Source organism: Blautia sp. HA8986, from assembly GCF_056504635.1.
The window spans coordinates 2,519,887-2,535,650 of sequence record NZ_JBWLUQ010000001.1 but is presented as its reverse complement, the minus strand read 5'-3'; the positions used below and the strand labels follow the sequence as shown (position 1 = coordinate 2,535,650).

Below are 15,764 nucleotides of genomic sequence, written 5' to 3'. Positions count from 1 at the left end.
ATCCTGTTTTGCTATTATTTGAGAAATAATATTTATGTAAAAAATATTATTGACAAATTTTGATGATTGTTATTTTTGAAATAATTATAAAATAATATAAATAATACATTGACTATATATAATAAAAATATTATTATTAATACAATATATTTTGAAATTATTTTTCGCGGAGGTATATCATGGGTAACGAAACAAAACGAGAAAAATTTGTAAGAATTGCAGAAGCTCGTACAAATAAGATTATTGATATGATTCAATTATTAGGAAATTGCTCAAATCAGAATCAGTATGAGTATACTCAAAAAGATGTAAATAAAATTTTTAATGCAATCCAAGCTGAATTAGATGAAGCAAAAAAAAGATATAGCAAACAGGATAGTCAAAAAGGTAGCAAATTTACACTTGAGTAATTGGGGGATTATACATGTATCAGTGGAAAAATAATTATAAATGGATATTTTCAGATTTAGGTGCGGCCGATAAAGTTGGTGTAAATGAATCGGGTATAGGTATTTTTAAAAGACAACCTTATAAAGGTTTAGCAAAGGAAATACTTCAAAATGTAACAGATGCAAAAAATCCTGGTTTGCCTGAAGATAGTCCGGTACGTACTAGATTTGAACTGATTTATATTGATCGTGACGATATACCTGATGTAACTAGGTTAAATGATGTGATTCACAAATGTTATCAGTATTATCCAGATGGCGATGATGGAGAAAAGCTGAAGAGAATTCAAGTCGCAGCTGACAAATATCTTTTGACATCGGGTAAAGTGCCAGTTTTAAAAATCAGTGATTATAACACGACTGGTTTAAGAGGAGTAAAAGAAGAAAAAGGAAGCAACTGGACAGGATTGGTCAGAGAGCGTAGTGCTACAAATAAATCTAATGGATCTAGTGGAGCGTTTGGTGTAGGTAAATTTGCACCATATAATTTTTCATCTTTAAGAACGGTATTATATTCCACCAAGACTATTAATAATGAGATAGCCTTTCAGGGAAAAGCTCTTTTAACGACATTTAAAGAAGAAGGTAAATTAAAACAAAATATTGGATTATTTGCAGATGTAAATAGTGATAATTATGATGCTATTTTTTCTGCAGATGAAATTGCTCCAGTGTTTAGAAGAAAAACAGAGGGAACGGATATTTTTGTTTTGGGTTTTGAAAAAGAAAACGACTGGATTGAACAATCTGCCATTAGTGTGATTGAATATTTCTTCTATTCCATTTACAGAGGGAATCTTGAGGTGGAAATCGTTGAAGGCGATAAAATAGTTGCAATTAACCAAGATAATCTGGGAAAGATGATTTCTTATTACGACGATTACTGTAAGAAATATATGAGTGATGATACATCATTTAGATTTACCGCACCTTCTTACTGGAAACTGCTCTCTGGTCCGCATAAGTTAATCAAAGAGAACTTTACTTTTAACGGAAAAAGCATGGGTGAATATGAATTATATCTGCTTACAGGAGATGACGTTTCTGAAAAAAAAGTATTGGAAATGCGACAAGCAGGCATGAAAATTCGTGAAGATTCTGCATTTAGAATACCAATGAATTTTACAGGAATCTTTATTGCTACAGGTGCAGGTGCTGCATCTGATGATCCTAAAGATAACATCAGCAGTTTTCTTAGAAAATGTGAAAATCAAGCGCATGATGACTGGGCAGCCGATGAATATAAAGAGGAAAAGACCAAAGCAAAAGGAATAATCAATAGAGTACATTCTATTATTCTTGATGCAGTTAAGAAAGAAATGCCTGATTTTGGGGATGAAGCTGTTGATGCTTTTGGTTTGAGTGAATTTCTTCCAAATGAAGAAGCGGATGACGATAATAAGGAAGAAAAAGCTTTTGCTGATTTTAGGCCATTATCATTTGAAATTCAGAGTGTCAAAAGTGGAAAAAGACGAAGAATGGCTGATATAAGTATGAAAAAGAATGGCGGTTCTAAACATAAGGATAAAGATAAAGACAAGGACAAAGACAGAGATAAAGATAAGGACAGAGAAAAGAAGCATAGGGATAATAAGCGCGGAAATGGAACTGGCAAAGCAACAGAAATTTTTATATCTCGTGTAAAAACGCCGTATGACACCAGTACCGGCGAATATAAAATTTCTTTTGTCTTAGATGAAAAAGCAGATAATCTTATTCTTGGAATTCGTCTTGGAAGTGATGATGATAATTTTTCAAAGGCAGAAATTGCAAAAGCAACTATGGATGGAAAATCATTAGAGATTAAAAATGGAATGATAGAAATGGGAGTTGCTAAAAAGGGCGAGAAAAAAATCTTGCGGGTAAAACTATTAGAAACGGCACGCAAAACATTGGAGGTTCGTGCGTATGTTAAACGTTAATATTAATTATCCATATCCAGTAATTAGAGAATATGAAGAAGATTATAAGAGCACCTCGTTTACCGGCGAGCTAGCAGTTTGTCTCGAACCGGATGGGTATGCTATTCATCCATCATTTGATGTTGAAAATGATGAAATACGAACTCTTGTGGAGGAGGGAGTGTTAACTTATGCGATTGAGGTGCAATGTGTATCGACTTGGTTTAGAAAGCTGTACAGGATTGTCGATAATAAAGTTGTGAGATTAAATCCTGAAGAAATACATGAAAGAGTTGAACTTACTCCATGTATTATTGCAGCAAAAAGCTTTCAAGGATTTACAAATGCTGACTTTGAAGAAGAATATCAAGGTATGACATTTGAAATAAATGCAGGTGATATTATTGGTATTGGTCAGAAAAGGACATTTGATGCTCTTTATAAGAATGACATTATTAAAAATGGGTCTTCAATTGTAAATATTGGAGGAAGTGATAAGATTAAGGAAATCACGTGTGATTTCAATGGAAGCATTATACAGATAACGCTTCCTAAAGATCAGTATAGTGATTATATGGATTGCGGTTATAACAGAATAAAATACAAGTCATTGAATGCAATTTTAACAATACCTGCATTGGTTGAAGCAATCATGACTATTGCAAATGATGAACGAAATCCGGATGAAACAAGTGGCTTTGAGTCAAAAACTTGGTACAAAACAATTGTTGTAAACTTAAAAAGATGTGCTGAAAATGATGAAAACAAGTATAAACAATTATTAGATAAGCCGTTTGCATCGGCCGAATTGCTATTAGGTAACAATTCAGCAGCAGCTCTTAAGTTTTTGAGCCAAATAGATTAAGGTGGATGTTATGAAATTATACTTCTTAAAACAAAAATCTCTGGATGTACTTGAAAAAGAAATTTCACAGAATTTAGAAAAATATGAAAGTACAGATAGCTGGGTTGATCAGTATTTCATTTCAAAAGAGACCCCTAATTATTATTTTGATAGCAAAATTGAAGTTTCAGATTACCAGCTGGTTCTCGGAGAATCTGATACGGATTTTCAAAATGCTAAAATAATATATGAAGCATTCAAAGGAAAACTCAATCCTGTACAAGCTAGTGATCTACGTCTATGGGCTTATCTTGCACATGTACAGCACTGGGACTATATGTGTAAAAGATGGAAGATAGATGTTCCTGATGAAGAAGATCAGGAGAATGATTCAAAGAAATCTCCACGCGATAAGGCTGTTGATAGAGTTGGATCAAGATACTTCTTCAAGGCATCAAAAGGAAAAGCGTTTGTTAGACATGGCATTGCGCGATTGTATTGGAGTTCTTATCTTACATATGACGAGGATAATGAAAATGGGAATCCATATGAATATACAGAGTTTTTCTTTAGTAAACAGGACATATTCACTTCCATCACAGAACGATCTTATGCCCGTAACAAAATACTAGTGCTGGCAGCGTTAAAAGAGTTGAAAAAGTATCCAGATATGTCAAGAGAAGAAATACGTTTGTTTTTAGCTAAACTAAATCAATCTGGAGCTATTACTGTTTTAGATTTCCTTGATAAAGGACAGGCTGAAGAACTTTGCCATAATGTAATGAGTGAAGTACATGATGCGGCATCTCTCGAAAATGGATATAAATTTAAACTTATTAATAATCTTACAGGTAAGTCATATGGACCTGAATTCACTTTACAGGATGGATTTGCCACTGTCTTAGGAAAAAGAATATCCACAAAGCCTCGTAATTTGTCAGGTAAAAGAGAAGGGGCAAAGGTGACCATTTCAGGGAAACAATATATTATTAAAGATATAAAAAATAATAAATAGTTTTTGTGGTGTATATACTGACCGGTCAGAGCACACTGCACGGAGTTTCAGCGCATCCCTTCCGCTAGTTCAGTGCACACTTTCCGGAAAGCAGAGCAATCCTTTAATCTGCTTGATTATGAAAGGCCATATATCAAAAACTGTGTCAATGGGGCATTTATGCCGCCACAGACCATGCCATTGACTCGGATTTTGATATATGAACGCATATTATCGTCATGCTCTGTTCACCGGAACGAATGCACTCATTGACCGTGCAGTATGCACTGTTTTATCGGTATTTACATGTGGAGAGGCGGTGATTCTATGAAAAATAGAAATGGGGTCAAATGGTCTCGAGAAGAAACTATTTTGGCTTTTGATTTATATTGTCGAACTCCGTTTGGAAAAATTAGCCAAAACAATCCAGCTATTATAGAGTTGGCTAATCTGTTAGGCAGAACGCCAGGGTCAGTAGGTTTAAAAATGCATAATTTAGCTCATTATGATCCAGAACTTCAAAAAAGAAATGTTATGGCAATGTCACATGGAAGCAAGCTTGATGGAGAAATATTTACAGAAGAATTAGCTTACCAAGCTCAGAAAATAAAAGCCAAGATGCAACATATTAGTATTCAAGAAATCATTGACTTAGGGGATATTGATGAATTGCCACCTGGTGAGTACAAGGAACAACTTTTGAAATCTCGTGTAGGTCAGTATTTCTTTAGAATGGCGGTTTTGAATTCATATAGTAATAGATGTTGCATTACTGGTATGAGTAAGCCCGAGTTGTTAATAGCAAGTCATATTAAGCCTTGGAGTGTATGTGATAAACATACTGAACGTACAAATCCTAGTAATGGATTATGTTTAAATTCTTTGCATGATCAAGCCTTTGATAGAGGATTAATAACATTAGATAAATCATATGGTATAATTATATCGAAACAGTTAAAGGATGTTGACATGGATCAACGAACTAGAGAATGGTTTTTTGGATATGAAGGAAAACAGATTCTCTTACCAGATAAGTTTCTTCCAGGTAAAGACTTCATTGAATATCATAACGATGTGGTCTTCTTAGGGTGATTATATGGATAATCTTACTCCAGAACAAAGAACTAAAAATATGAAAAGTATTCGATCAGAAAATACATCTATAGAAGTTTTACTTCGAAAAAAATTATGGGAAAATGGGTATCGTTATCGCAAAAACTTTAAAGAACTACCCGGTACGCCAGATATCGTGTTAACCAAGTATAAAATTGCTATTTTTTGCGACAGTGAGTTTTTTCATGGTAAAGATTGGGAGGTATTAAAGCCAAGATTAAGTGCTGGATCTAATAGTGAATACTGGATAAGTAAGATTTCACGAAATATTAATCGGGATGACGAAGTAAATAAAAAATTGTTATATCTTGGATGGACGGTTATTAGATTTTGGGGAAAAGATATAAAAAAACATCCTGATGAGTGTCTCTCTGTAATCGAAGAAGCTGTATTTGATTCGAAAATGGCAATGCACGATGAATTTGAAACCGATATATAGATAGAGAGGATTGTTATGGCAGACAATAACCGAAACAGACTTCTTCTGCTTTTAAAGTATTTACAAAAGAATACAGACGATGAGCATGTAGCTTCTGTTGCGGACATAACAGAGATGCTTGAGAATAGAGGAATCAACGGCAATCGAAATACCATTAGAGATGATGTAAAAGCTCTCAATGATGCAGGCTATGAAATCCTTGCCAATATAGGTCCAAGCAATTCTAAGCTGTATCATTATGGTGCCCGTCCGTTTGATGAGCCGGAATTAAAGCTTCTTATCGATGCTGTGTCTTCTTCTCAATTTATTGGAGTGAAACAGAGTCAGGATCTGATTGATAAGATTTGTGAGTTGACAAGCAAATACGAAGCGGAGAAGTTAGTTGCTCGAGTTTATACATCAGAGAGAATCAAAACAGAAAATTCCAAATTACTCTATGTGGTAGATATGATCAACGAGGCTATTGAATCTGGAAAGAAGATCCGATTCCAGTATATGGAATACAATGCTGATAAAGAGCTCGTATGTACAAATAATGGAGAGTGGTATGAGAACTCTCCGTATGCAATGTTATGGAATGATGATCGTTATTATCTTCTTGGATATTCTAAGAAGCATAATAAAGTGGTTACTTTCCGTATTGATCGCATGTGTGTACCGCAAATTATGGATGAAGCATGCACACCGATGCCGGAAGGTTTCAGTGTTCCGGAATATGCCAATAAATCTTTTAAGATGTTCGATGGAGAGTTGCAGCAAGTTGTACTGGACTGCCCGAATCATCTGATGAAAAAGATTGTAGATAAGTTTGGTGAAGACTTTGATGTAGAGCATATTTCAAAGGATCGTTTTCAGACTACGGTCTTAGCAAATGTCATCAAGACCTTTTTTGGTTGGGTATTTACATATGCTGGAGAAATACAAATAGTTGGTCCAGAAGGTGTGTGCAAAGAATATCGGAAGCAGTTGAGAAAAGCACTTAAATAATCGATACATGAAAGTTTTTTAGTAAGATAAAAGTCTTGGACAAATGAAAGGCTGAAAATGTTTAATATATACTACATAAATTATGAAAAGGCATATCAGATTGCCATGCTTATTGACAATAAAATCATTGAAACAAAACAAAAAGAGAAAGAGGGAAAGTTCAATACTACAGGTAATGGAAATAGCTCTTTAGGTTCTTTTGATGAAATACCATTTATTGGAAAATATATGCCAAAAATTGAGATAAAAGGTGAGATGGCAGGAAGTAAATCTCATAAAGTAATTGATACTGTAAAGGTTATTTCTACCAAATCAACAATTCTTAGAACAATATATTCAAAAGCTAAAGAAATAAAAAAGTTGAATGATAAAACCATAGGTAGTTTGGTTCGCATGAAAGATATATCCTTAAATATCACAAACGAAGATGAAGTGTTAGGGATAAAAACTATGATTAGCGGGGCAATTGGAAAAGTACCTGTTGAAGGAATGGGAGATATTGATATAACAGCATTATTATCAGTAATGTTAAAGGATGCTGCATATATATTGGAAGGAGAATTGCCAGAGGAAAAGTTCGGAAAAAAACAACGTTTGGTTATTAAAATACCTATGCAGACGGGTAATGAATTGGAAAACCAATATAGTCTGAGTGATCTTGAGATAGGAAAAGTAACGTTGATGGGCATTTATCGAGGTGCGTTTGAAAAAATAGATTTAATGCGTAAATTGAATCGCTTTTCAGGGAATACTCAGGTACAGGATCAAAAGGACTATTCGACTATTATTGAAAATGATTCTGGTGGAGCGTTTAGCGAGTCAACAGATAAAAATGATGGGCTGGATTACATTTATCACTATTTAGATGTGATTGCTGTTGTACAGGATATATCCTTTTAGATGATAGGGGTGTGAATGCTTGAAACAATTTTATATTTATGAATATGATCAGAGGAATCGATATCTATTTTTTGAAGCAGCAGAGGAAAAAGGATTAACTTTTTTAACATTACACTTTGATGAACAGTTAAAACAAGATTTAGAAGAAGTTCATAACTCTGGTGTCATTTTTGATATCACTCCATATTTTAGGGATGATGAAAAAGCTCAGAGCTTCTCTCTGATAATAGAAAGCATAGTGAATAAATTTCAAGAGGATTGGCCAGTCTATTTTGTGATTGATAAAAGATATACATACATCATAAAAGATACAATGTTTTATCTTGTGAAAGGCGTAAAGCCTTTTGAAACAGAATTGAGTATAGAGATTGAGAAAAGTCAAAGTCTTATAGATTTGTCAGAAGAAGAATTTGAAAAATTGACTACTAATATTCAAGAGAATCTGATTGGCAATTTGAAGTTTAAAAGTAGATTACAAGAAGAACTCCGAAAATATCGTGTATTCAATAAATTAGGATATCAACCTATTTTCTCTGCATTATTATGTGGAAGTTCTGGGATCGGAAAAACAGAAGTTGCAAGAATACTTCATAAAACATTATCACCGGGCGAGAGTTTTATAAAAATTAATTTTGGAAACTATAGCGATCAGAATGCACTTAGTAGTTTGATTGGAAGCCCTCGTGGATATATAGGAAGTAGCAAAGGGGAGTTATCGGAGAAACTAAATAATAGCAAATCTAGGGTAATACTTATTGACGAGTTTGAAAAATGTGATAAACAAGTACAAAATTTTTTTCTACAGTTATTAGAGGACGGTATCTTTACAGATTCTTTAGGACGTGACTATGATTTGGATAAATATATAATTATTTTCACAGCCAACTTACCGGCAGAGGATGTTTCGAAAAAGTTGTCTAGAGAGTTGATATCGAGATTTAACCTTAAGTATTCTTTGTCAAAGTTAACGGAAGAAGAAAAAAAGCTCTATGTGAAAAAAAGAGCGACGTCTATTGTAGAAGATGTTTATACAAAATTTGGATTAAATATAAAAACAGAAACAGAAACCGTTATAGAGCAAATAGATGTAGCGAATTATGATAATATGCGTGATATCAATAATATTATCATGAATAAGATTAGTGAATTGTTGTATCCGCATATATATAAATAATCCTGAATTATTCATGGAACAATTTCTAACCTAAAACTTGCACCATGAATTGAAAAAATGATCCATGCAGCCATAACTTCTCTCAATTTGTCAGAAAAAGGGCATAAAATCCCTATGACGAGTTTTTGAGCAATTATCACGCTGTCAAGGTTCGTTGACAGTTGCTATTCCAGCTGTACATTCAGCTTACCTATTGCAGAAAGGGTGTCATAAAACTCTTCTTTATATGGGCAGCTGCTACACAGCTTGAATGTGATATATCTTGCTGAATTAATTACTTTTGTAGCAATCTTCAGCAGTTTTAAACGGACGGTATCAATGCGTTGTTTCCGCATTTTTGCTGATAATACCAATCGTCTAAACCAATTAAATATGTTGTAGGCAAGAGCATGTACCTGGACTCTGTTTGCATTAACGATTCTGTTGTGACTGCTCACCGCAGAAAAATCAAAACCAGATTTGCTTTCTTTGATGACGTTTTCCATCAGACCTCTTTTGCAGTAAAATTTGATGAGATATTCCGGTGAGGAATCCACGTTTGTGACGATAAAGGTATACATGTAAACCATTTGGTTTTCTGGCGTCTCAACCTTGCACACAATGCGTCTTTCATAAGGCCATGGATCAGCTTTGTACATGAATTCACCGTAAACCACAGCGTAATCTACCTTGTTATTTTGAGTCCGACTGGTAAGTTCATCTGCAAGAAACGACGCTTTTTCACGGAGAATCGTAAGCGCTTAAATCTTGGGTAGCTTTACTGTCTACGTTTTTAAACTCATAATGATAGTAAATAGATTTTTACTACACTCCGCTTGATAGGAGATAGAAATTTACTACATTTGGAGGTTTCATTATGAGTAAGAAACGTGCTCCAGGGCGTTCCCTGGACGAATGGATGGAACTGGTAACCGAATGCAGACAAAGTGGCCCGACAGATGCTGCATGGTGTAATGAGCATGGGATATCTCCCAGCTGTTTTTACAATGCAGTTACCCGTCTCCGCAAAAAAGCCTGTCAGATACCGGATCCAGTTGGAAAAGCCAGCACTCTTGACCTTACATCCCATAAACAGGATGTAGTCCAGATTGCTATAGAACCGGAGTCTTCTCCAGCAGGACTGATCCCAGATAATGGGAACAGACCTATGCACCTTGCTACGAGTTTTATTTTCGTAGCAAGGTGCTCCGGCTACTGAAAAGTAGTCGGGGATTTTTCTATCATACCTAAAAATTAAGCGCTTACATTGGAAGAGAGTTTCTGCAGTTGATTGAAACAACGGATATGAAGAAAGTGTATAAGATGCCGATCCTGTACGGTTTCTATAACGAGGGAGACGTACGGCTGGCTGTTACAAATGCTGAGGTAGTGGAGAGCTGGAAAAAGTTCTTTGATCGAGGAACGAATTGGAAGGATTTTCCAAAAGTAACCTCATACGAAGAGTATCGGAAGATAACAGACAAACAGCATTTAAGCAAAGCCAAAAGTATGCCGATTAAGTTTTTAAAAGCTTCGTGTAAAGGATTTTTTATAGATAAGGACGGCTATGCACTGGGAATACGAGATGAATTGGCAGATGTAATTAAAGTTGATGCATTTAAGAAGCAGATGAAAGATATTATTGAGTATCGTACGATGGAATATTATCGGAGAAGGTATGTAGAAAACTGATTCTTAATATTATCTCCAGAGGAATTGAGTTATGATGTACACAGTAAAACGAATCGATGAAGACCTGAATTTTGGTTGTGAAGAACGACCGGATGATGCATCAGTCATGGCAATAGTGACTCTTGTGGATTCTTCAGGAAAAGAAGTGACAGTAAAAGCGGAGGACGCCAGGCTCTATGAGCGTAATATCAATGAAGGAGACAAAGTTTGTCTCGATGTAAATAATAAATTGGAAAAAGTAGAATGAAAGCTACAGGGAGAAAAAATGGTAAAGCAAATTGTAAGAGACATTTTCTTTTTAGGCCAGCCATCTGAACCAGCCACGAAAGCAGATATTCAGGTTGGGAAGGATCTGCAGGACACACTGCAGGCGAACCGGGAGCGATGCGTTGGTATGGCTGCCAATATGATTGGTGTAAAGAAGAATATCATCATTGTGAATATGGGATTCATGGATGTTGTGATGTTCAATCCGGTGATTGTTTCAAAGCGTGATATGTATGAGACAGAAGAAGGCTGTCTGTCTCTGGATGGTGTTCGTAAGACGACCAGATACCAGGAAATTGAAGTAGAATATTATGACTTCAACTGGAAAAAACAGCGCCAGAAATTGTCAGGATGGACAGCACAGATTTGCCAGCATGAAATTGATCATTTGTCTGGAAAGATTATTTAACCGCATGCGGATTGCGAATATTCGCTTGACTCAAAGCGGATTGTGAGGTGACGGATATGCTGAAAAACGTACTGATCGTGGTGGATGATATAGAAAAATCCATAGAGTTTTATAAGGACTTATTTGGACTGCAAGTGATTCTTAAGAATGAAGGTAATGTGATCTTATCGGAGGGACTTGTTTTGCAGGATGCCGACGTATGGGGGAAAACATTGAATGAAACTTCTACGCCATTCAATAACATGATGGAACTGTATTTCGAGGACTTTGATATAGATGGATTGCTTGCGAAATATGAATCTGGTAAGTATTTCGTTCGATATGCCACAGAACTGACAGAACTTGCAGGCGGGCAGATGCTTGTAAGACTCTATGATCCCAGTGGTAATCTTATTGAGGTTCGTACGCCATTTAGTTACAATTAAAGGAGAAAATATGCAGATTTTTGTTGATGCAGATGCCTGTCCGGTAGTTGGTATTGTAGAAAAAGTTGCAAAAGAGCATAGTGTCCCGGTAACGTTGTTGTGTGATACCAATCATGTGTTAGCATCTGATTACAGTGAAGTGATCGTAGTTGGAGCCGGAGCAGATGCAGTGGATTATAAACTGATCAGCATTTGCCATAAAGGCGATATTGTTGTATCACAGGATTATGGAGTTGCGGCAATGGCACTTGGAAAGGGCGCATATGCGATTCATCAATCCGGGAAATGGTATACCAATGAGAATATTGACCAGATGCTTATGGAGCGTCACTTAAATAAGAAAGCACGAAGGGCATCCGGAAAGAATCACTTAAAAGGCCCAAGAAAACGAACATCGGAGGATGATGAGCATTTCAGAGAATCCTTCGAGAAAATGATACATATGGCGATGGATAAGGAGAACTGATTTGAATATACAGATTTTTGGGACAAAGAAGTGCAATGATACAAAGAAAGCAGAACGTTTCTTTAAGGAACGTGGGATCAAGTTTCAGTTTATTGATATGAAAGAAAAGGGCATGAGTAAGGGCGAATTTAATTCAGTTGCTCAGGCAAATGGTGGACTGGAAAATATGATCAACTGGGAGGGCAAGGATAAGGATCTGCTTGCGCTCATTAAGTACATTGCAGAGGAAGATAAACTTGAGAAGGTACTGGAAAACCCGCAGGTAATTAAGTCACCGGTGGTTCGTAATGGAAAACAATCCACTCTTGGATATCAGCCGGATATCTGGAAGACGTGGAAGTAAGAGTGCCGGTAGATTTTTGACCAGGATAAAACAAATGATTCAACTGAAAGGCAAGGTACGTGGTGGAGCCATGCAAGATATCCTGAGCGAGAGACACCTAAAAATTTCAACATTCCGGAGACGGAAACCCGGTGTCCAGCCTTTTTGGCAGCTTCCGTCTTCTCAGACACTTCAAGATAAATGGCTTCCGTCATTTTCCCAGAATGTTGATTGCTTTTTTTAACACATCAAGTGCATCTTGGGCATCACGTAATTCACGTCTGAGACGGGCAATTTCCTTCTGCTCATACAGCATGATGAAAATGTACTTCTTCTGCGGACGAAAAACGTGATGTCAACCCTGACATCTGAAAGCGTAAATCACCGTAAATATATATTCATGAGCTGTAAGGAACGTCTGATGAAGTATCTTTTAGAGTCCTACGCATGTAAAAAAGAAATAAATACTTGCATATTGCGGCTGAACAAGACACAGATGGAGCTGTCCGACAGAGTTGGATTCAATGTGAGAAGTGTTCAGAGAAGTATTGCAGCCTTGGAAAAAGAGAATCTGATCACCCTGGAAAACGGAAAGATTACCGTATCTCAAGAGCAGTTCGTGAAAATGAGCAGATATCTGGAAGAATAGGAAGGAGATAAAAGCCATGAAGAAATATAAGAGAATATTTACTATTGTAATAGACTCCTTTGGGGCAGGAGAAATGCCGGATGCAGCCCAGTACGGGGATGAAGGAACAGATACTATGGGACATATTTCCCAGAATGTAGATGAATTTACGATTCCAAACCTTCAGAAGCTTGGAATTGCAAATCTTCATCCGTTGAAACAGGTTGCAGCAGTAGAGCGACCAATGGGTTATTATACATTTTTAGAAGAAGCCAGTACCGGAAAAGATACTATGACAGGACACTGGGAAATGATGGGACTTCACATCACAAAACCGTTTAAGACTTTTACAGAGACCGGATTTCCAAAAGAGCTGATCGATGAGCTTGAGAAGAGAACGGGACATAAAGTAATTGGAAACAAGAGCTCCAGTGGAACAGAGATCCTTGATGAACTGGCTGAGGAAGAAATCGCTACCGGTCATATGATCGTTTACACATCTGCTGATTCTGTATTACAGATCTGCGGAAACGAGGAGACATTCGGACTGGATGAACTGTATCGCTGCTGTGAGATCGCTCGTGATATCACTATGAGGGATGAGTGGAAAGTCGGACGTGTTATTGCAAGACCTTACCTTGGCAAGAAAAAAGGTGAGTTCAAACGTACCAGCAACCGCCATGATTATGCACTGAAGCCCTACGGGAAAACTGCGCTTAATGCATTGAAGGATGCAGGTTATGATGTGATCTCCGTTGGAAAGATTTTTGATATTTTTGACGGTGAGGGACTGACAGAGTCCAATAAGTCAAAAAGCTCTGTTCATGGAATGGAGCAGACAATTGACATTGCAAAAAGAGAGTTTGAGGGGCTTTGTTTTGTAAATCTTGTAGATTTCGATGCTCTTTGGGGACATCGACGCAATGTAAAGGGATATGCAGAGGAACTTGAAAGATTTGATGTAAAACTTGGTGAACTTCTTGATGAACTTCGTGAGGATGACCTTCTGATCATTACAGCTGACCACGGAAATGATCCGACACATACAGGAACTGATCACACAAGAGAAAAAGTACCATTTTTTGCTTATTCCCCATCTATGGAGGGATATGGAAAGCTGGAAGATCAGAATACTTTTGCAGTAATCGGTGCAACAATCGCAGATAATTTTGAGGTTAAGATGCCAGAAGGAACAATTGGAAGTTCTCTTCTGAGTGAACTGAAGTAAAAGGAACGGGAAAGAGGAAACTGGTATGAAACCCTTATTAAATGTGGTTGGGATTTTGTGAAGAAAACGGTGTGTATGTAAAAGAACTATAAAAATACATTAGGTAATCGATATAAAATGATTCGTGCGAACCAATAACTAAAAGACAGGTCTAGATACATTGAAATGATTTCAGTGTGTCCAGACCTGTTTTTTTTACAGCTTCAGGTAGTTCAGATGCAATACAGATTTTTCTCTTTCTGAGAATGAATTTCATTTTTGACCACATTTTTTCAATAGGGTTTAAATCCAGGCTGTTTTATGTTTACTTTATACAGTACTATTTCTGATTGCACTGATTTTTTCGATATAGAAGAAACAGCATAAATAATAGAATTACCGGAAAAATAAGTCCGCATCCCATGCCAATCCGGATATTATTTCCAGCATTCTGGGTAATACGACCAACGATTCCAGGTCCAATACTGCCGCCTAAATCTCCAGCCATGGCAAGAAGAGAGAACATAGCCGTTCCGCCTGTTGGAAAAGTTTTTGAGGAAATACTGATTGTTCCAGGCCACATGATTCCAACTGAAAATCCACATGCAATACAACCGATAAGTCCGATAATCGGGTTGGATGATAAAGCAGTAAGTAGATAACAGACAACGCATAATATGCCTGAACCACTCATAAACTTGATTAAATCTAACTGTTCTCCATATTTCCCAAAAATTATACGGCTGATTCCCATTGTTATTGCAAACATACATGGACCTGCTAAATCCCCCAGTGTTTTTGATAATCCAAGTGCTGATTCTGCATAAGCAGATGCCCATTGAGCCATTGCAAGTTCAGAAGCTCCGGAACAGATCATCAGACATATTGCAACCCAGAAAAATGGTTTGGAAAACAGATTCTTAATTCCCATTCCAGAACCATTGTCAACCAGAGGTTCAATAGGACAGGTCATGAAGTTATAAGTATTAACTGCAGGAATGATTGCCCATATTACGGCGAGCCATTTCCAGTTGTCTATTCCAAATATCAGGAAAAATAAGCTGGAAATCAAAATTGTCCCAACAGCTCCCCAACAGTAAAACGAATGGAGCAGACTCATAGTTGCTTCTTTGTTTTCAAACGGACAGGCCTCGATAATAGGACTGCAAAGTACTTCTATTAAACCGCTTCCGATGGCATAAACAATAACACTACATATAATTCCAATAAAAGGATCAGGTAAAAAATCAGGTAAAAATGCCAGTCCAAGCAGACCCAGTGCAGCAAATATTTCTGATGCAACAATGCACACACGATATCCGATATGATCTACGAATTTGGCACAGAACAGGTCAACCAGAAGCTGTGTGAAAAAGAAGAAAGTGGATATCAGAGCAATGTTACCGAGAGAAATATGGTAGTCACTGTGAAATTTCAAAAAAAGAAGCGGTGCGAAGTTTGCCGCAATAGCCTGTGTGATAAAGCCCATATAACAGGCAATTTTTGTCTTATGGTAGTCAGTTTTTTTAATAGCATTCATTTTTTATTTTCCACTCCGAATGTTTTTA

General features: G+C 36.6%; 19 protein-coding genes and 1 pseudogene. 18 read left to right on the top strand and 2 right to left on the bottom strand.

All coding sequences use genetic code 11. The features are described from left to right. Positions 1-179: 179 nt before the first annotated feature. From AC04Q4_RS11765 to AC04Q4_RS11725, 9 genes are all read left to right on the top strand, one after another. Positions 180-410, top strand: a complete 231-nt coding sequence (locus AC04Q4_RS11765; RefSeq protein ID WP_476389020.1) for a hypothetical protein — start codon at positions 180-182, stop codon at positions 408-410. Positions 411-424: 14 nt separating this feature from the next. After that, complete coding sequence (locus tag AC04Q4_RS11760) at positions 425-2,371, top strand: hypothetical protein (RefSeq protein ID WP_476389019.1); 1,947 nt, start codon at positions 425-427, stop codon at positions 2,369-2,371. Beyond that, positions 2,358-3,215 (top strand): hypothetical protein, encoded by an 858-nt coding sequence (locus tag AC04Q4_RS11755; RefSeq protein ID WP_476389018.1) that lies wholly within the window; start codon positions 2,358-2,360, stop codon positions 3,213-3,215. The genes AC04Q4_RS11760 and AC04Q4_RS11755 overlap by 14 nt, the downstream gene beginning before the upstream one ends. A gap of 10 nt (positions 3,216-3,225) precedes the next feature. Continuing rightward, positions 3,226-4,209 (top strand): DUF6339 family protein, encoded by a 984-nt coding sequence (locus AC04Q4_RS11750; protein WP_476389017.1) that lies wholly within the window; start codon positions 3,226-3,228, stop codon positions 4,207-4,209. 306 nt (positions 4,210-4,515) lie between these two features. Next, positions 4,516-5,280: an HNH endonuclease gene (locus tag AC04Q4_RS11745; protein ID WP_476389016.1), complete on the top strand. Its 765-nt coding sequence runs from the start codon at positions 4,516-4,518 to the stop codon at positions 5,278-5,280. A gap of 4 nt (positions 5,281-5,284) precedes the next feature. Next, positions 5,285-5,740, top strand: a complete 456-nt coding sequence (locus AC04Q4_RS11740; protein ID WP_476389015.1) for a very short patch repair endonuclease — start codon at positions 5,285-5,287, stop codon at positions 5,738-5,740. 15 nt (positions 5,741-5,755) lie between these two features. Next, positions 5,756-6,727 carry a WYL domain-containing protein gene (locus tag AC04Q4_RS11735; RefSeq protein ID WP_476389014.1) on the top strand — a complete coding sequence of 324 codons (972 nt, stop codon included), beginning with the start codon at positions 5,756-5,758 and terminating at the stop codon, positions 6,725-6,727. Positions 6,728-6,784: 57 nt separating this feature from the next. Then, positions 6,785-7,627: a hypothetical protein gene (locus tag AC04Q4_RS11730; RefSeq protein WP_476389013.1), complete on the top strand. Its 843-nt coding sequence runs from the start codon at positions 6,785-6,787 to the stop codon at positions 7,625-7,627. A gap of 19 nt (positions 7,628-7,646) precedes the next feature. Further along, positions 7,647-8,801 (top strand): AAA family ATPase, encoded by a 1,155-nt coding sequence (locus AC04Q4_RS11725; RefSeq protein WP_476389012.1) that lies wholly within the window; start codon positions 7,647-7,649, stop codon positions 8,799-8,801. A 164-nt stretch (positions 8,802-8,965) separates the two neighbouring features. On the opposite strand, the pseudogene AC04Q4_RS11720 reads toward AC04Q4_RS11725, so the two are convergent. Next, positions 8,966-9,532: pseudogene (locus AC04Q4_RS11720) on the bottom strand (transposase); the annotation flags it as partial. Between the two features lie 125 nt (positions 9,533-9,657). Between AC04Q4_RS11720 and tnpA the strand changes: the two are divergent. The 9 genes from tnpA to AC04Q4_RS11675 all read left to right on the top strand — a co-directional run bounded on the left by tnpA (position 9,658) and on the right by AC04Q4_RS11675 (position 14,217). Then, positions 9,658-9,999, top strand: a complete 342-nt coding sequence (gene tnpA / locus AC04Q4_RS11715) for an IS66 family insertion sequence element accessory protein TnpA (protein ID WP_476389011.1) — start codon at positions 9,658-9,660, stop codon at positions 9,997-9,999. 68 nt (positions 10,000-10,067) lie between these two features. Next, positions 10,068-10,472, top strand: a complete 405-nt coding sequence (locus tag AC04Q4_RS11710; RefSeq protein WP_476389010.1) for a hypothetical protein — start codon at positions 10,068-10,070, stop codon at positions 10,470-10,472. Positions 10,473-10,503: 31 nt separating this feature from the next. Continuing rightward, positions 10,504-10,719, top strand: coding sequence for a hypothetical protein (locus tag AC04Q4_RS11705; RefSeq protein ID WP_195456481.1), 216 nt, complete (start codon positions 10,504-10,506; stop codon positions 10,717-10,719). A gap of 18 nt (positions 10,720-10,737) precedes the next feature. Then, positions 10,738-11,148 carry a peptide deformylase gene (locus AC04Q4_RS11700; protein ID WP_119240895.1) on the top strand — a complete coding sequence of 137 codons (411 nt, stop codon included), beginning with the start codon at positions 10,738-10,740 and terminating at the stop codon, positions 11,146-11,148. Positions 11,149-11,204: 56 nt separating this feature from the next. Next, entirely contained in the window at positions 11,205-11,573 is a 369-nt protein-coding gene (locus AC04Q4_RS11695; RefSeq protein ID WP_119240894.1) for a VOC family protein, read from the top strand. A gap of 10 nt (positions 11,574-11,583) precedes the next feature. After that, complete coding sequence (locus tag AC04Q4_RS11690; protein ID WP_119240893.1) at positions 11,584-12,039, top strand: YaiI/YqxD family protein; 456 nt, start codon at positions 11,584-11,586, stop codon at positions 12,037-12,039. A gap of 1 nt (position 12,040) precedes the next feature. Beyond that, positions 12,041-12,382 (top strand): ArsC/Spx/MgsR family protein, encoded by a 342-nt coding sequence (locus tag AC04Q4_RS11685; RefSeq protein ID WP_476389009.1) that lies wholly within the window; start codon positions 12,041-12,043, stop codon positions 12,380-12,382. A 400-nt stretch (positions 12,383-12,782) separates the two neighbouring features. Beyond that, positions 12,783-13,010 carry a helix-turn-helix domain-containing protein gene (locus tag AC04Q4_RS11680; RefSeq protein WP_476389008.1) on the top strand — a complete coding sequence of 76 codons (228 nt, stop codon included), beginning with the start codon at positions 12,783-12,785 and terminating at the stop codon, positions 13,008-13,010. A gap of 16 nt (positions 13,011-13,026) precedes the next feature. Then, a complete protein-coding gene (locus AC04Q4_RS11675) occupies positions 13,027-14,217 on the top strand; it encodes a phosphopentomutase (protein WP_173738210.1) in 1,191 nt (396 codons plus the stop codon). Between the two features lie 319 nt (positions 14,218-14,536). On the opposite strand, the gene AC04Q4_RS11670 is transcribed toward AC04Q4_RS11675, so the two are convergent. Continuing rightward, positions 14,537-15,736 (bottom strand): MFS transporter, encoded by a 1,200-nt coding sequence (locus AC04Q4_RS11670; RefSeq protein WP_476389007.1) that lies wholly within the window; start codon positions 15,734-15,736, stop codon positions 14,537-14,539. Positions 15,737-15,764: the final 28 nt, after the last annotated feature.